Origin of the sequence: Stutzerimonas stutzeri, from assembly GCF_009789555.1 — a bacterium.
Lineage (GTDB): Bacteria > Pseudomonadota > Gammaproteobacteria > Pseudomonadales > Pseudomonadaceae > Stutzerimonas > Stutzerimonas stutzeri_R.
Genome location: NZ_CP046902.1, coordinates 1,270,857 through 1,287,903, shown reverse-complemented (window position 1 = coordinate 1,287,903; position 17,047 = coordinate 1,270,857). Strand labels below are relative to the sequence as shown.

Below are 17,047 nucleotides of genomic sequence, written 5' to 3'. Positions count from 1 at the left end.
GCACATCACCACGACTATTGGAGTAGAAGGAATGACTCACCTGTACCGGCTGTTACTCGCCCCCGTGCTATGCCTGCTGATCGTGGGATGTACCAGCAAGCCCATCTACAACGCCCAGGAGCAGTTCGCCGCAGACATGCAGCTCAGCGACCGGCAGATGCAACGCGCCATCGTGACCGCATTGAATGATCGTCAGTGGAAGGTCCAGTCCTTGCAGCCGGGCATGGTCAAAGCTGCAATCACGGTGCGGGCTCGTCACCACGCAGAAGTGGATATTCCGTATACCAGCACCTCTTTCCAGATCAATTACCGCAGCAGTTGGGGCCTGGACCAGAAGAACGGCAAGATTCATCGTAACTACAATCGCTGGGTCAACCGGTTGCGCGACAATATTCTCAAAGAGCTGGACGTGAACCCGATAATCGAGTCCGTCGACCATCTCGGGATCATCGAGCAGGGCAGCGGCAACGGTGACGTCGCCTATTTCGATTTTGCCAGCGGCATCCAGCGTGGGCTCGATAGCGGAACGCTGGACGGTAGCGTGACCTTCCACCTGGACGGCTCGCCAGTCACTGGCGAGGTGCACAGGATGCGAAGCGTAACCAGCAGCCGGAAAACCAACGCATCGAACAAGAGCGACCAGCAAGCGTGCGATTGGGCTCTGCAATCGGCCCTGGCCGCGTTGCAAAACGCAGCGAAGCAGGCCGGCGCCAACGCCGTGGTGGACATCGTCAGCTACCACAAGCGCGATGTGCACCGTGACGCAACGCGCTACGAATGCCGCGCGGGGACTCTCATCGCCGCCGTGGCACTCAGGGGGCAACTGGCCACGGTCAAGTAGCCGAGGCCCTCGCGCGGTAACCGCCGCCAGTCCGGCGGTTACCCTTCCTGGCTCCTGAGCGGGAACGACGAACTGACCGACGAGTCAACAGAGGCAGAGTCTGTTATCACTCGAGGAGCCGTCCATGTTCGGAAAGTCGACCCACAAGTTCGAACTCAATTACATTTTCCAGAACGACCCACGCGTTCAGATCATCGAGTCCGACGAAGAGCGCATGTCGCAAGGCAGTGCCGCGCGGCACCTGATCGAACTGCATAACGGCGATGCCGAGAACAGCCTGGTCATGCCCGAGGCGGACGCCGATGAGGCCAAACTGCTGGAGCAGGCCGAGGTCCTCGGCATCACCGATATCCGTGTGACCAAGCTGATCCATGAGCATAAGCCTGGCACCACGCCCGGGCATTACCAACAGCCCTGAATGAAAAGAGCCGCGATAAGCGGCTCTTGTTCACCAATGGCGCTTTCAGCCGTGATAACGGGCCGACAATTCATGCACCGACTCGATGAAAGCACCGGCATGCGCCGGGTCCACTTCTGGCGTGATGCCGTGGCCCAGATTGAATACGTGGCCTTCGCCCTGACCGAAGCTCGCAAGAATGCGCCCGACCTCGGCACGGATCGCCTCCGGCTTGGCGAACAGCACGCTCGGGTCCATGTTGCCCTGCAACGCAACCTTCTCGCCCACCCGCGCCCGCGCATTGCCGATGTCGCATGTCCAGTCGAGCCCGAGCGCTTCGGCGCCGGTTTCGGCCATCGACTCGAGCCATAGACCGCCGCCCTTGGTGAACAGAATCACCGGGACGCGGCGGCCGTCGTGCTCGCGGATCAGGCCGTCGATAATCTTCTGCATATAGGCCAGGGAAAATTCCTGATAGGCCGCCGCGGAAAGGCTGCCGCCCCAGGAATCGAAAATCTGCACGGCCTGCGCGCCGGCCAGGATCTGCCCGTTGAGGTAGCGGGTCACCGACTGCGCCAACTTATCGAGCAGCGCGTGCATGGCCTGCGGGTTTTCGTAGAGCATCGCCTTGGATTTACGGAAATCCTTCGATGAACCGCCTTCGACCATGTACGTCGCCAGGGTCCAGGGGCTGCCGGAAAAACCAATCAACGGCACGCGACCGTTCAGCTCCCGGCGAATGGTACGCACCGCATTCATCACGTAGCCCAAATCCTGCTCCGGGTCCGGAATTGGCAGCGCTTCGATGTCGGCCAGATTGCTGACCACCTTTTTGAAGCGTGGCCCTTCGCCGGTTTCGAAATACAATCCCAGGCCCATGGCGTCCGGCACGGTGAGAATGTCCGAGAACAGGATGGCGGCATCCAGCGGATAACGCTCGAGCGGCTGCAGGGTAACCTCGCAGGCCAGTTCGGGGTTCATGCACAGGCTCATGAAGTCGCCCGCCTTGCTGCGGCTGGCCCGGTATTCCGGCAGGTAGCGTCCGGCCTGACGCATCATCCACACCGGGGTGACGTCGACAGGTTGCTTGAGCAGGGCGCGGAGGAAGCGATCGTTCTTCAAGGCAGTCATGTCTGGGTTCCAGCAAAAGAGTGGCGGCATTGTCGCAAAGCGCAAAACAAAAGGCACGGCAGGCGCCGTGCCTTTTATCTATGGGCTTGATTCACGTCATCCAGGCTTGGCGCTGCAAACCTGGCGGGGTGATGGCCCGGTCTGATCCAACCGCCCCGCTCGTGGGCAGAGCAGGCGGGATCAACCCATCGATCAGACGTCCAGGTAATCCAGAATCCCTTCGGCCGCCTGACGGCCCTCGAAGATCGCCGTCACCACCAGATCGGAGCCGCGTACCATGTCGCCGCCCGCGAAGATCTTCGGGTTGCTGGTCTGGTGCTTGAACGCTCCCATTTCCGGCGCCACCACTCGGCCCTGGTTGTCGGTCTGGATGTTCTGCCCGTCGAACCAGTCGGCCGGGCTCGGACGGAAACCGAAGGCGATGACCACGGCATCGGCCGGCAACACTTCCTCGGAACCCGGAATCGGCTCGGGGCTGCGGCGACCACGGGCGTCCGGCGCGCCGAGACGGGTCTCGACCACTTTGACGCCTTCGACCTTGCCTTCACCGACAATCGCGATCGGCTGGCGGTTGAAGAGGAACTTGACGCCCTCCTCCTTGGCATTCTTCACTTCCTTGCGCGAGCCCGGCATGTTCGCCGCGTCACGCCGGTAGGCGCAGGTGACGCTCTTGGCGCCCTGACGGATGGAGGTGCGGTTGCAGTCCATTGCCGTGTCGCCACCACCGAGTACCACGACCTTCTTGCCCTTCATGTCGACGAAGTCTTCCGGCGACTTTTCGAAGCCAAGGTTGCGGTTGACGTTGGCGATCAGGAAGTCCAGCGCGTCGTGTACACCCGGCAGATCTTCGCCCGGGAAGCCACCCTTCATGTAGGTGTAGGTGCCCATGCCCATGAAGACCGCATCGTAGTCGGCCAGCAATTGCTCGATGCTGATGTCCTTGCCGACTTCAGTGTTCAGGCGGAATTCGATACCCATGCCGCCGAAGATTTCGCGACGGCGGCTAAGGACGCTTTTTTCCAGCTTGAATTCGGGAATGCCAAAGGTCAGCAGGCCGCCGATTTCCGGGTTCTTGTCGAAGACGACCGGCGTCACGCCGCTGCGCACCAGTACGTCGGCACACCCGAGACCGGCCGGACCGGCACCGATGATCGCGACCTTCTTGCCGGTCGGCTTGACCTTGGACATGTCCGGACGCCAGCCCATGGCGAACGCGGTATCGGCGATGTACTTCTCTACCGAGCCGATGGTGACCGCGCCAAAGCCATCATTGAGCGTACAGGCGCCTTCGCACAGACGGTCCTGGGGACAGACGCGACCACAGACTTCCGGCAGGGTGTTGGTCTGGTGCGCCAGTTCGGCGGCCGCGAGGATGTTGCCCTCGGAGACCAGCTTCAGCCAGTTCGGAATGTAGTTATGAACCGGACACTTCCATTCGCAATAGGGGTTGCCGCAACCCAGGCAGCGATGTGCCTGCTCGCAAGCCTGCTGTGGCTTGAAGGGTTCATAGATCTCGACGAACTCTTTCTTGCGCTGGCGCAGCAGCTTCTTCTTCGGATCCTTGCGCCCGACTTCGATGAACTGGAAGTCGTTATTAAGACGTTCAGTCATTTCAAAACCTCTTAGCGGCAGCCGCAAGCCCAAGGCTGCAAGCTGCATGACAATCACGGAGCGGGGCGGGCCTCGAACTCATGTCGAGGCTTGCCGCTTGAATCTGCTTGTTATTGGGGGTTGGCCCGAGTGGTCGACAGCAATGACGCCAGGTTGGCCGCTTTCGGCTTGACCAGCCAGAAGCGACGCAGGTAGTCGTCCAGATTCTCCAGGAGTTTCTCGCCCCAGGCGCTGCCGGTTTCGGCGACATACTCGCGCAGCACCTCTTGCAGATGGCTACGGTGGGCTTCCATCGCCTCACCCGTGATGCGCTGCAGGTTGACCAGCTCGTTGTTCACCCGATCGACGAAACTGTTATCCATGTCGAGGACGTAGGCGAAACCGCCGGTCATGCCGGAACCGAAGTTGTAGCCGGTCTTGCCCAGCACGCAGACGAAACCGCCCGTCATGTACTCGCAGCAGTGATCGCCGGTACCTTCCACGACCGCATGCGCCCCCGAGTTACGGACGGCGAAGCGCTCGCCAGCCGTACCGCCCGCGAACAACTTGCCGCCGGTGGCCCCGTAAAGGCAGGTGTTACCGACGATCGCCGAATCCTGCGATTCGAATCCGCTGCTCTTGGGCTGGGTAATGACCAGCTTGCCGCCGGTCATGCCTTTGCCGACGTAATCGTTGGCATCCCCTTCCAGGTACAGGTGCAGGCCACCGGCATTCCACACGCCGAAGCTCTGGCCCGCCGTGCCCTTGAAGCGGAACGTGATCGGCGCATCCTTCATGCCCTGGTTTCCGTGGACCTTGGCAATTTCGCCAGAGACACGCGCGCCGATGGAGCGATCGCAGTTGCAGATGTCCAGTTCGAACTCACCGCCGCTCTTGGCGTCAATGGCGCCACGCGCCAGCTTGACCATCTCCTCGGCCAGCAGGCCCTGGTCGAACGGTGGATTCTTCTCCACTTGGCAGAACTGCGGCTTGTCGGCCGGAATATGATCGCTGCCGAGCAGAGGGGTCAGGTCGAGATGGTTCTGTTTGGCAGTCTCACCGGGCAGCATTTCGAGCAGATCGGTACGCCCGATCAGATCCTGCAAGCTGCGCACGCCCAATTTGGCCAGCCATTCACGGGTCTCCTCGGCGACGAACCGGAAGAAGTTCACCACCATGTCTACCGTGCCGATGAAGTGGTCCTTGCGCAACTGGTCATTCTGCGTGGCGACGCCGGTGGCGCAGTTGTTCAGATGGCAGATGCGCAGGTATTTGCAGCCCAGCGCAATCATCGGCGCCGTACCGAAGCCGAAGCTCTCGGCCCCCAGGATCGCGGCCTTGACCACATCGAGGCCGGTTTTCAGGCCACCATCGGTTTGCACCCGGACTTTGCCGCGCAGATCGTTGCCACGCAGGGTCTGGTGCGTCTCTGCCAGACCGAGCTCCCATGGCGAGCCCGCATAGCGGATGGATGTCAGCGGCGAGGCACCGGTACCGCCGTCATAACCTGAGATGGTGATCAGGTCTGCGTAGGCCTTGGCGACCCCGGCGGCGATAGTCCCCACACCGGGTTCGGCGACCAGTTTGACGGACACCAACGCGGTCGGATTGACCTGCTTGAGGTCGAAAATCAGCTGAGCCAGGTCTTCGATCGAATAGATGTCATGGTGCGGGGGCGGCGAAATCAAGGTGACACCGGGGACCGCATAGCGCAGCTTGGCAATCAAACCGTTGACCTTGCCACCGGGTAGCTGGCCGCCTTCACCGGGTTTCGCACCCTGGGCGACCTTGATCTGCAAGACCTCGGCATTGACCAGGTACTCTGGCGTCACGCCGAAACGGCCCGTGGCCACCTGCTTGATCTTCGAGCTGCGGCTGGTGCCGTAGCGCGACGGGTCTTCACCGCCCTCGCCCGAGTTGGAGCGCGCGCCAATGCGGTTCATCGCCTCGGCAATGGCCTCGTGCGCCTCAGGTGACAACGCGCCAAGGGAAATGCCAGCCGAATCGAAGCGCTTGAGAATCTGCTCGAGTGGTTCGACCTCTTCAAGCGCCAGCGGCTGGTCGGATTCCTTGAGCTTGAGCAGATCGCGCAGCATCGCCGCGGGACGTTGGTCGACCAGCGTGGTGTATTCCTTGAAGCGGCTGTAGTCGCCCTCCTGCACCGCAACCTGCAGCGCCGCCACCACGTCCGGGTTGTAGGCATGGTATTCGCCGCCATAGACGAACTTCAGCAGGCCGCCCTGCTGGATCGGCTTGCGCTGACTCCAGGCTTCTGCCGCAAGTGCTTTCTGCTCGGCTTCCAGATCGGCGAAGCGCGCGCCCTTGATGCGGCTGGCGACGCCACGGAAGCTCATATCGACGATTTCATCGGCCAGGCCTACCGCTTCGAACAACTGGGCGCCCCGGTACGAAGTGATGGTCGAGATGCCCATCTTCGAGATGATTTTCAGCAAGCCCTTGGATATGCCCTTGCGGTAGTGCTTGAACACTTCGTAGAGGTCGCCCAGCACCTCGCCGGTGCGGATCAGATCGCCGAGCACCTCGAAGGCCAGGAACGGATAGACCGCCGTCGCGCCAAAACCGATCAGCACGGCGAAGTGGTGCGGGTCCCGCGCCGTGGCGGTCTCGACCAGAATGTTGCAGTCGCAGCGCAGGCCGGTCTCGATCAGACGGTGATGGACCGCGCCAACGGCCAGCGACGCATGCACCGGCAGCTTGCCCGGCATGATATTCCGGTCGCTGAGAATCAGCATGACCTTGCCGCTGCGCACGGCTTCCTCGGCCTGGTCGGCAATGCTGCGCACCGCGGCTTCAAGGCCGATGGACTCGTCGTAGTTGAGGTCGATCAGATGCCGCTCGAAGCCCGGGCGGTCAAGCTCCATGATCGTGCGCCATTTCGCCGGAGAGATCACTGGCGTGGTGAGGATCGCACGGTTGGCATGATCAGCCGTTTCTTCGAAAACGTTGCGCTCGGCACCCAGGCAGGTTTCCAGCGACATCACGATCGACTCACGCAGCGGGTCGATCGGTGGGTTGGTAACCTGCGCGAACTGCTGGCGGAAGTAGTCGAACGGCGAACGCACACGGCGCGAAAGCACGGCCATCGGCGTGTCGTCACCCATGGAACCGACCGCTTCCTGGCCTTGCTCGGCGAGCGGGCGCAGCACCTGGTCACGCTCCTCGAAGGTGACCTGGAACATCTTCATGTATTGCTTGAGCTGATCGGCGTCGTAGAACGCCGAGCCGTGGTCGTTATCGTCCAGGGTCGACTGGATGCGCAGCGCATTCTGGCGCAGCCATTTCTTGTACGGATGCTGGGATTTCAGACGGTTGTCGATGTCATCGGTATGCAGCACCTGTCCCGTTTCGGTGTCCACCGCCAGAATCTGGCCAGGCCCTACACGGCCCTTGGCGATGACGTCCTCCGGCTTGTAATCCCAGACGCCCACTTCGGAAGCAAGCGTGATGTAGCCGTTGGTGGTGGTCACCCAGCGAGCCGGACGCAAGCCGTTGCGGTCGAGCAGGCAGACCGCATGACGGCCGTCGGTAAGCACGACGCCAGCCGGACCATCCCACGGCTCCATATGCATGGAGTTGAATTCGTAGAAGGCACGCAGGTCGGGGTCCATGGTCTCGACGTTCTGCCAGGCCGGCGGAATGATCATGCGCAGGCCGCGGAACAAATCCATACCGCCTGTGACCAACAGCTCCAGCATGTTATCCATGCTCGAGGAGTCCGAGCCGGTGCGGTTCACCAGCGGATCGAGGCTTTCCAGGTTCGGCAGCAGCTCATTGGCAAACTTCAGGCGGCGCGCCTGGGCCCAGTTGCGGTTACCGGTGATGGTGTTGATTTCGCCGTTGTGGGCGAGGAAGCGGAACGGCTGGGCAAGCGGCCATTGCGGCATCGTGTTGGTGGAAAAGCGCTGGTGGAATACACAAATGGCAGTCGCCAGGCGCTCGTCGCCGAGATCGGGATAAAACTGCGCCAGGTCGGCGGGCATCATCAGGCCTTTGTAGATGATGTCCTTGTCCGAGAGGCTGCAGACATAGAATTCCCTGTCGCCAGCCAATGCCACTTCGGCACGTCGGCGAGCGAAGAACAGTTTGATTCCGAACTCGCGCTCGGACAGGCCTTCAGCCGAGACGAACACCTGTTCGATGCGGGGCAGGCGCTCCAGTGCCAGACGACCCAACACTGTGGTATCGACCGGGACCTCGCGCCAGCCGACCAGCGTCAGACCCTGAGCCGCAATCTCTTCGTTGAGCTGCGCGCGCGCCGCATCGGCCTTGGTCGCATCCTGGCTGAGAAAGATCATGCCGACCGCGTAGAGCGCCGGCAGGTCGGCTTCGAAATGTTGCCGGGCCATGGCGCGCAGGAAGGCGTCGGGCTTTTGCATCAGCAGGCCACAGCCGTCACCGGTCTTGCCGTCGGCGTTGATTCCACCTCGGTGCGTCATGCAGGTGAGCGATTGAATAGCGGTCTGAAGCAGGTGATGGCTTGCCTCGCCCTGCATGTGGGCGATCAGACCGAAGCCGCAGTTATCCTTGAACTCTTCAGGACGAAACAGACCTGCTCTCATAGGCACTCCACCAGCTAAATGCGTTGTAAATCAACCCCTTATTGACGGCGCACAGAACCGCCCCGTCATACACGTGGGCAAAAGGGGGAGCAGTTTACAAAGCCCGGTAGAACGACACAATTTTATTTTTGCAAGCCCCAAAAAGGTGCGTTGCGCACCTTTTTGGGGCGATTCTTAGCGAGCCTGAACCATTTCCTGCTGGACGCTGGCGAAACTCCGCGCCCAGGGCTTGCCGGCGCGCAACGACGCCGGGAGGGCCTTGATGGCCTCCAGCGCTGCATTGCGACTGGCATAGCTGCCCTGCGTGATGACATAGAGCGGCTTGCCCTCATGCTGCTTGACGAAATACCTATAGCCCGCGCCGTGCTGTTTGACCAGCGCCTCGGCATTGCTCCGGTTTCGCGTACCCAGCACCTGCACCAGATAATTCGTCTTGGGTTGGCTGGCGTACCAGTTCGCCGTCGACGCCGCTGCGCCAGGCGCGGCAGCGGCTTGCCGAGCGGGTTCGCGAGGTGCCTCGACCGCGGGAGCCGTCACGACTGCCGGAGGCTGAACCGCCGGTGCCGGAGGGGCCGCGGGCTCAGCCGGCGCGCGATCGGCCTCATTGCCGGGTTCGGCACGGGTCACCGGCTCTTGCTCGATGAGCATGGGCGACTCTTCAGCCTCCGCACTGCCGGCCGCAGCGAGGGGCTCCCTGATCAGCGGTTGCTCTGGCTGAGGCTGCGCAAGATCGGGCGAAGCGGCCTCGTTTTCGCCGGCTCCGCCGGGCAGCGGCACCTGCGACTGGGAAGCAGCGCCCCCTGCACCGAGTGGCAGACTCGTGGTAGTAGGCGGGGGCGCTTGCTCCCCCGAATCGCGCATCAACAACGCAAGCACGACGATAACGACCACCGCGGCCAACGCCAGCAGATGCTTCATCGGCAGCGGCAGCCGCCATCCCGCCGAGCGGCGATGCCCCTTGGCATGCTGCATGGCATCGAGCAGCTCATCACGCGCCGCCTGGTTGATGGCGCCGGGCCAGCCACCGGAAACCTCATGGATACGTACGATCTGCTCTTCGCTGAGGCTATCCAGCCCGGCCCCGGCACCTTCCAGACGCAAAGCCAGGTATTCACGCGTCTCGTCTTCCTCGTAGGGCTGAAGCGCAATCACATGAAAACGCTCCTCGCCTTCGACCAGCGCCTCAAGCCGCGCCACGAGCGCCTGTTCGCCGAACAGAAAGACATGGGGTCGGCCCTGGGGGCTGCCCTGAGCCAATCGCAACAGTGTCTCCACGGCGGCCCCGGTAAGCCGCTCGGCATCATCGACCAGCAGGTAGACTTCCTGCCCGGTGAGCGCCAACTGGATGATCTGCGCCATGATCGAATCGAAATCGGTGCGCTGACTGCCAAGCGCCTGGGCGACCTGCTGAAGCAGGGCGCTGGAGTCGAGGGTGTCCTGCGGTGAAACGATCACGCTCTGGACAGCCTGCTTGTTGCTACTGGCAACGAGCGCCTGGCGCACGAGCGTCTTGCCACTGCCCTCGGGACCCGTCACGACCAGCAGAAGCTGACTGTAGCGCGCCAGATGATGCAACTGCCCCAGCACCGGCTTGCGCTGGGCGGGGAAAAACTTGAAGCCAGGCACGCGGGCAGCGAAAGGGTCATGACTGAACCCATAGTGGTTCAGGTACGAATCGTCGGCAGACAAACTGGTCATGGAAATCTCTTAGGTTCTCGACTCTTGCATAAGCGCGTCGTAATTGACGTTCAATGTGGCTTCCAACACCTCTCGAGGGAAGTCGCTCGTTAACACGGCCTCGCCCAGCCGCTTGAGCAGCACCAGCCGCAACTGCCCGTTCAGGACCTTCTTGTCGACCGCCATATGCTGGAGAAAATCCTCGGCGCGCATATTGGCAGGAGGCACTACCGGCAGACCGGCCCGCACCAATACGCGCACGGCACGGTCGCGCTCACTCGCCGTGATCCAGCCGAGGCGCCGGGACATTTCGAGCGCCATGACGGTGCCGGCCGAAACGGCCTCCCCATGTAACCAGGCACCGTAACCCTGATGGGTTTCGATGGCATGGCCGAAGGTGTGCCCCAGATTGAGGGTCGCGCGAACGCCTGACTCCCGCTCATCCGCACCGACCACCCGCGCCTTGGCCGCGCAGGATCGCCGTATCGCCTCGGTAAGCGCTGCCTGGTCCAGTGCGCGGAGCTTGTCGACATTCGCTTCCAGCCAACCCAGGAAGGGCTCGTCGCAGATCAACCCGTACTTGATGACTTCGGCCAGGCCGGCCGAGAGTTCGCGGGCGGGCAGCGTTGTCAGCGTGGAGGTATCGATCAGCACCGCCTGCGGTTGGTAGAAAGCGCCCACCATGTTCTTGCCAAGCGGATGATTGATGCCGGTTTTGCCGCCAACCGATGAGTCGACCTGGGAAAGGAGCGTCGTCGGCACTTGGATAAAGTCGACACCGCGCTGGTAGCAGGCCGCAGCGAAACCGGCCATATCACCGATGACCCCGCCACCCAGCGCAATGATCGTGGTACCCCGGTCGTGCCTGGCCGTCAGCAACGCATCGAAGATCGACTGCAACGTCTCCCAGTTCTTGTAGGCCTCCCCATCGGGAAGGATCACCGTCGTGACAGAGTAAGCGGCGAGGCTGCGCGAAAGGCGCTCGAGGTAGAGCGGCGCAACGGTGTCGTTGGTTACGATCGCAACCTGCTTGCCACGGATATGGCGGGACAACAGCTCACCACGATCGATGAGCTGCTCGCCAATAAAGATCGGATAGCTACGCTCGCCGAGATCGACATGAAGAGTCTGCATAGGGCCCCCACGCTTAAAGGGGTCTAGGATAGCGCAGATCGCCCCTGGCTTTCACGAGGCGCCAGGGATTGGAGCCGTCCCATGATCTCCACTACCACCAACCGCGGGGGGCGCTCATCCGTCTGGACGATGATGTCCGCGACTTCTCTGTAAAGCGGATCGCGCACCGCCATCAGATTGGCAAGAATTTCGCCTGGATTGGGCTTCTGCAACAGCGGCCGGTTGCGATCGCGAGACGTGCGGTCGAGCTGCTGCTCGACCGACGTGCACAGGTAGATCACCCGCCCGCCTGCACGCAACAGCTGGCGATTATCGGGGCGCAACACGGCGCCACCACCGGTTGCCATCACGAGCCCGCGCATCTCGCACAAATCCTTGATGACAGCGTGCTCCCTTTCTCGGAAGCCCTGCTCGCCCTCTACGTCGAATATCAATGGAATGCTCGCACCCGTGCGCTGCTCGATCTCCTTGTCGGAATCCCGAAAGGGGAGACGAAGCTCCTTGGCGAGCAGACGCCCGATGGTGCTTTTACCAGCGCCCATCGGGCCGACGAGGATGATGTTTTCTACCAAATCAGCGATTCACTGCAATGGCCTGATGATTCAGGATCCTGGGCGTTAAGAATACCAGCAATTCAGATTTCGCATCCGTCACAACATCGCGGCGGAACAAACGACCTAGATACGGCACATCGCCGAGGAACGGAACCTTATCGACACTTTTTGTTTGGCTGTTCGAGAACACACCGCCGATAACCACCGTTTCTCCATCATTCACCAAGATTTTAGCATTGACCTCGTTTTTCTCGATAGGAGGGACACCATTCATCGCGTTACGGAAATCGGGCGCATCTTTGGTGACCTTTACGTCCATGATGATTCTATTGTCGGGCGTGATCTGGGGAGTAACCTCCAACGACAAGGCCGCTTCTTTGAAAGACGTGCTAGTCGCGCCGCTGGAACTTGCCTCCTGATACGGTACTTCCGTGCCTTTCAATATCTTCGCCGTCTCCTTATCTGCCGTCATGACTTTCGGCTGGGACACAACCTCACCGTTGCCAGTCTTCTCCATTGCGGACAGCTGAAGGTCAAGCAGTACGTGGTCCGAGATAAAACCAATTCCGAATCCGGAAGTGCTGCCTAGCACTCCCATATCGACAAATGGGACCGGAGCAACACCATCTTCCAGTGTAAAATTGCCAACTGTATCTGTGCCTGGGAGCCTTACAACCCCATCGTCATCTATGGACCTGGCCCCATCTTTTCCGTACGCGCTCCATTGATCTCCTACGTAGTTGCCTCCCCAACGAACCCCGAGCGCCTTATCGTAATCGACGTTTGCTTCGACGATGCGAGCCTCAATCATCACCTGCCTAACCGGGATGTCCAATTGAGCAACGATGCGACGTAACTCATCCAAACGGTCCTGCGTCTGGTAGGCAATGATGTTATTGGTACGCTCATCAACCGCTATCGAGCCACGTTCTGCAGTCTGAGCGTCCACGGCGGTCACCGACTGGAACAGCTTGGCGATATCCGTCGCCTTGGCGTAGTTGACCTGCACGACCTCGCGCCGCAGGGGCGCCAGTTCGGCGATCTGACGCTGCGACTCCAGCTCCTGGCGCTCCCGTGCAGCGATCTCGTCAGCCGGGGCGACCAGCAGGACGTTGCCAACCTGGCGCTTGTCGAGCCCTTTGGTTTTCAACACCAGATCGAGCGCCTGATCCCAGGGCACGTTCTGCAAGCGCAGCGTGATGTTGCCCTGGACCGTGTCACTGGCGACGAGGTTGAGGTCGGTAAAATCGGCGATCAACTGCAGAACGGAGCGAACGTCGATGTCCTGAAAGTTCAGCGACAGCTTCTCCCCCGAGTAGGTGAAATGCTCGGCTTTGCGCTTCTCCGCGTCGGCTTCGCTGAGCGGCTTGACGCTGATCGTGAGCTTGTCGTCGGTCTGGTACGCAAGGTAGTCGTAACGCCCGCTAGGTTCGATGGCGATACTCGCGCCATCGGCCTTGCTGCTCGAGTCGACGAATTTGACCGGGGTCGCGAAATCCTGCACGTCAAGCCGGACGCGTAGTGATTCCGGCAGCTGGGTCTTGGCGAAGGACACCCGAATCTTTCCGCCCTGCTCCTCGATATTCGGACTGATTGACGGGTCCGACAGCGTAATCACGACGTTACCGGCCCCATCGTCCCCGCGGCGAAAATCGATGTTGCTGATCGACTTGCCCGCCGCCAACGAGGCGACCGGCGCCGCCTTGCTCACGGGCGCGACCGGCGTGGCCGTGACGGCAGAGGACGGGGCGCCGCTTTCGCCGAGCACGACGAATACGTTGCTGCCGTCAACCCGGGTCGAATAGGGAACGAGCGAGGTGAGGTTGACGATGAGTCGGGTGCGCCCCTGGGCCTCGACTACCGTCACACTCCGCGCATTGCCGACGCCGAGCTCGTGATTCTTCGATGCCAGCTTGCTGGAGACGCCTGGCAGATCGAGCGCGATGCGAGCGGGCTGGTCGAGTGTATAGCCGCGCGGAGCCGGTACGGGCTCGTCGAAGGCCAGCTTCAGCTCTACGCGGTCGCCGGGCAGCGACGCGATGTCGAGTGAGTTCAGATTCGCCGCCAGCAACGCAGGCGAAACAATTGCCGCGAGCAGGGACAAGCCGAGACGAGAGAGCGTGGTATTCATAAAAGGCTTCCGTTGTGCAGACCGGTATAGGTTTTCCATTTTTGCCATGACTCAGGAGCGCTCTTTCAAGGTCAGGCTGCGCGGGCGCTCAAGCCACCCACCCTCTCCGTCCGGAACGATTTCAAGCACATCCACCTCAGCCTCGCTGATTTCAACGATACGGCCGTGGTTGCGCCCCAGATAGTCACCGACCTTGACTCGGTGAACCCCGTCGCCGCCTTTGATCAAGGCGTACTTACCCGCATCATTGGTCAGCGTGCCGACCATGACGAAGTTTTCGATGTTGAACTGCTCGAGGAACTGCTTGATGCGTGCATCGTCAGGCCGGATATCCTTCGAGCCCTTCTGCCGCTGGGCAAGATCGATCTTCATCGGCGGCTGGAAGGGGTGGCGCAGCGATGCCGCGCTGTACGTGAAAGCCTCGTAGGGCAGGAATGCCGGCAGTGGCTCGATCGAACCTTTCGGTTTGGCTCGCACTTCATCCATGTAGGCACGCAGATCCTCGAAGTCTCCACTGGCACCACATCCACTCAGCAGGACCAGGCCCATGCCCAGCGCGATAAGTCGGGCTCCATTCATTTCTGCAGCCCCTTGTCGTTGTAACGATACGTCTTGGCCAGGATGCTCATGTGCAGCTTGGAGGATGAATCCTTGCTCTGAGGCTTTATCTCGAAGTCGTGCAGGGTGACGATTCGCGGCAGGCTCGATACGCCACTGACGAAGGTCGCCAGGTCGTGATAACCGCCAACTACCTTGATCTGTATCGGCAGCTCGATATAGAACTGTTGAGTCACTTCCGGCTGCAGCTTGATTTCTTCGAACTCGAGCCCGCTGCCCAGACCGGTGCGGGTGATGTCCTCAAGCAAGCCCGGCACCTCGGTGTCGCTCGGCAGCTGGCGCAGCAGAGCACCGAAGGAGGCCTCCATCTCGACCATCTGCGCCTTGTACGCCTCGAGGTTCGCCGCCTGGAATGCCTTCGTGGAGAATTGCTGCTTGAGGGTTTCTTCCTGCGCTCTCTGCTGGTCCAGGCTGGCCTGTATATCGCTGAGGTAGAAGTAGTACCCACCGCCGAGCACCAGGACCATGAGCAGTATCGCGGCGATCACTTTCACCGCGGCGGGCCAGGAGCCCAGGTTGTTCATGTCCAGGTCGCTCAGATCGACGCTGCGCAGGCTCTCGAGGGAGTTCGCCAGGCTCATGGCTTATCTCCTTCCACTACCGCCGCTGGCTGCGTCTGCTGCACCGTCAGCTGGAACACGTTTTCCTGGTCGACCGCACCCGCCGTGACAGCCTTCACTTCGTTCAGATTCGGCGCTTCCAGCCATTCAGAACCATCGAGGTTGCGCATCAGGTTAGAGACCCGGTTATTGGATTCGGCACCGCCCACGATGGCGATGTTCTTGCCGGTCATTTTCAGATCGGTGAAATACACGCCGTCCGGGAGCGTACGCACCAGCTGATCGAAAACCCTGCCGATGATCGGCCGGTTGCCCTGCAGGTCCTGAATGATCTTCATACGCTCGAGCAATTGCTGCCGACGCTCTCGCAGTTCCTTGATTTCGGATATCCGCGCGTCCAGCACGGCAATCTCCTTGCGGATGAAATCGTTACGCGCGTTCTGCCGCTCAATGGCGTGGGTAAAATACTGGTCTGCGAGAAACAGCAAGCCCACCGCCAGCACGGCCACCCCGGCAAGCGACACCAGAAAGCGCTGCTTGCGCTCCTCGCGAAGCTGCTCGCGCCAGGGTAATAGGTTGATCCGGGCCATCAGTCGAAACTCCTCAAGGCCAATCCGCAGGCAATCATCAGAGATGGCGCATCGCTGGCGAGGGCGCCAGCGTTGACCTTGCTACTCAAGGCCATATCGGCAAACGGGTTGGCGACTAGAGTCTGGGTGCCGATTTTCTGCTGAATCAACCGGTCGAGCCCGGGAATGGAAGCCGTGCCGCCAGCCAGGAGAATGTAATCGACGTCGTGAAACTGCCCGGCCGCAAAGAAGAACTGGAGCGAGCGCGACACCTGCTGGACGACGGCTTCCTTGAACGGTTGCAACACTTCGCTGTCATAGTCATCCGGGAGGCCTCCCTGTTTTTTGGCGAGGCCGGCCTCTTCCATCGACAAGCCGTAACGACGCTGGATCTCCTCGGTCAGCTGGCGCCCGCCGAACAGCTGCTCCCGCGTATAGATAGTGCGACCGTTGTGCAGCACGCTGAGCGTGGTCATGGTCGCACCGATATCGACAAGCGCGACGGTCAGCTCATCGTGGCCCGCGCCCAGCTGGGGCGCCAACAGGCCGAACGAACGTTCGAGCGCATACGCCTCGACGTCCACGACCTTGGCCGTCAGTCCGGCCAGCGCGAGAGCCGCCTCGCGAATTTCGACGTTCTCCTTGCGGCACGCCGCCAGCAGCACCTCGACCCGTCCCGGAGCGCGGGCGGCCGGGCCCTGTACTTCGAAGTCGATAGCCACTTCTTCCAGCGGATAGGGAATGTACTGGTCAGCCTCGATCTTCAGCTGGTTTTCCAGGTCATCGTCGCCAAGCCCGGCATCCATCTCGATGCTTTTGGTGATGACCGCCGAACCGGAAACCGCGACGGCGGCGGACTTGACGCCTGTCTTCGCCTTGGCCAGCAGCCGAGACAGCGCCTGCCCCACACCCTCCAGTTCGGCGATGTTCTTCTCCACCACCGCGTTCGGCGGAAGCGGCTCGACAGCAAAAGACTCAACCCGATACCGAGCGCCTGAGCGGCTTAATTCGAGTAGCTTGACGGATGTCGAACTGATGTCGATCCCAAGCAGCGTGTTCGCTTTCTTAGTGAAGAGCCCTAGCACGGCCGATTTCCTATCTTTATCCGCTACTTACGGATTAATTATGTATGTCCGCATTAGATAACAGCCTTGACAGAAGCGCAAATGGCTCCCCAGCAAAAAAACCGCTTATAATGTGAACGGTTTTTCCTTTCAGCACCGTCTACGGCTTACACCTCATTCCCCATCCTGGATTCAACGAAC

Annotated in this window: 13 protein-coding genes; 2 read left to right on the top strand and 11 right to left on the bottom strand. The window is 61.0% G+C overall.

Annotated elements, in window-relative coordinates:
* The first annotated feature begins 31 nt into the window (after positions 1-31).
* Complete coding sequence (locus GQA94_RS23365; RefSeq protein ID WP_158187217.1) at positions 32-841, top strand: hypothetical protein; 810 nt, start codon at positions 32-34, stop codon at positions 839-841.
* A 124-nt stretch (positions 842-965) separates the two neighbouring features.
* Positions 966-1,259 (top strand): hypothetical protein, encoded by a 294-nt coding sequence (locus tag GQA94_RS05965; protein ID WP_158187216.1) that lies wholly within the window; start codon positions 966-968, stop codon positions 1,257-1,259.
* A 45-nt stretch (positions 1,260-1,304) separates the two neighbouring features.
* Here the strand turns inward: GQA94_RS05965 and hemE are convergent, their stop codons facing one another.
* The 11 genes from hemE to GQA94_RS05910 form a co-directional block, all read right to left on the bottom strand.
* Positions 1,305-2,369 (bottom strand): uroporphyrinogen decarboxylase, encoded by a 1,065-nt coding sequence (gene hemE / locus GQA94_RS05960; RefSeq protein WP_158187215.1) that lies wholly within the window; start codon positions 2,367-2,369, stop codon positions 1,305-1,307.
* Between the two features lie 192 nt (positions 2,370-2,561).
* The gene (locus tag GQA94_RS05955; RefSeq protein WP_158187214.1) at positions 2,562-3,980 is read right to left on the bottom strand and encodes an FAD-dependent oxidoreductase; all 1,419 of its coding nucleotides are present in this window, start codon (positions 3,978-3,980) and stop codon (positions 2,562-2,564) included.
* A 110-nt stretch (positions 3,981-4,090) separates the two neighbouring features.
* Positions 4,091-8,539, bottom strand: coding sequence for a glutamate synthase large subunit (gene gltB, locus GQA94_RS05950; protein WP_158187213.1), 4,449 nt, complete (start codon positions 8,537-8,539; stop codon positions 4,091-4,093).
* Positions 8,540-8,713: 174 nt separating this feature from the next.
* A complete protein-coding gene (locus GQA94_RS05945) occupies positions 8,714-10,237 on the bottom strand; it encodes an AAA family ATPase (RefSeq protein WP_158187212.1) in 1,524 nt (507 codons plus the stop codon).
* Between the two features lie 9 nt (positions 10,238-10,246).
* Positions 10,247-11,350 carry a 3-dehydroquinate synthase gene (gene aroB / locus GQA94_RS05940; RefSeq protein ID WP_158187211.1) on the bottom strand — a complete coding sequence of 368 codons (1,104 nt, stop codon included), beginning with the start codon at positions 11,348-11,350 and terminating at the stop codon, positions 10,247-10,249.
* Between the two features lie 23 nt (positions 11,351-11,373).
* Positions 11,374-11,892: a shikimate kinase AroK gene (aroK, locus tag GQA94_RS05935; RefSeq protein ID WP_158190043.1), complete on the bottom strand. Its 519-nt coding sequence runs from the start codon at positions 11,890-11,892 to the stop codon at positions 11,374-11,376.
* 31 nt (positions 11,893-11,923) lie between these two features.
* On the bottom strand, positions 11,924-14,035 hold the full coding sequence (gene pilQ, locus GQA94_RS05930) for a type IV pilus secretin PilQ family protein (protein ID WP_158187210.1): 2,112 nt from the start codon (positions 14,033-14,035) through the stop codon (positions 11,924-11,926).
* 51 nt (positions 14,036-14,086) lie between these two features.
* Positions 14,087-14,614, bottom strand: a complete 528-nt coding sequence (gene pilP, locus GQA94_RS05925) for a type 4a pilus biogenesis lipoprotein PilP (RefSeq protein WP_158187209.1) — start codon at positions 14,612-14,614, stop codon at positions 14,087-14,089.
* Positions 14,611-15,234 (bottom strand): type 4a pilus biogenesis protein PilO, encoded by a 624-nt coding sequence (gene pilO, locus GQA94_RS05920; RefSeq protein WP_158187208.1) that lies wholly within the window; start codon positions 15,232-15,234, stop codon positions 14,611-14,613. The genes pilP and pilO overlap by 4 nt, the downstream gene beginning before the upstream one ends.
* Entirely contained in the window at positions 15,231-15,803 is a 573-nt protein-coding gene (gene pilN, locus GQA94_RS05915) for a type 4a pilus biogenesis protein PilN (RefSeq protein WP_158187207.1), read from the bottom strand. Before pilN ends, pilO begins: the two co-directional genes overlap by 4 nt.
* Positions 15,803-16,867 carry a pilus assembly protein PilM gene (locus tag GQA94_RS05910; protein WP_158187206.1) on the bottom strand — a complete coding sequence of 355 codons (1,065 nt, stop codon included), beginning with the start codon at positions 16,865-16,867 and terminating at the stop codon, positions 15,803-15,805. The genes pilN and GQA94_RS05910 overlap by 1 nt, the downstream gene beginning before the upstream one ends.
* Between the last annotated feature and the right edge of the window lie 180 nt (positions 16,868-17,047).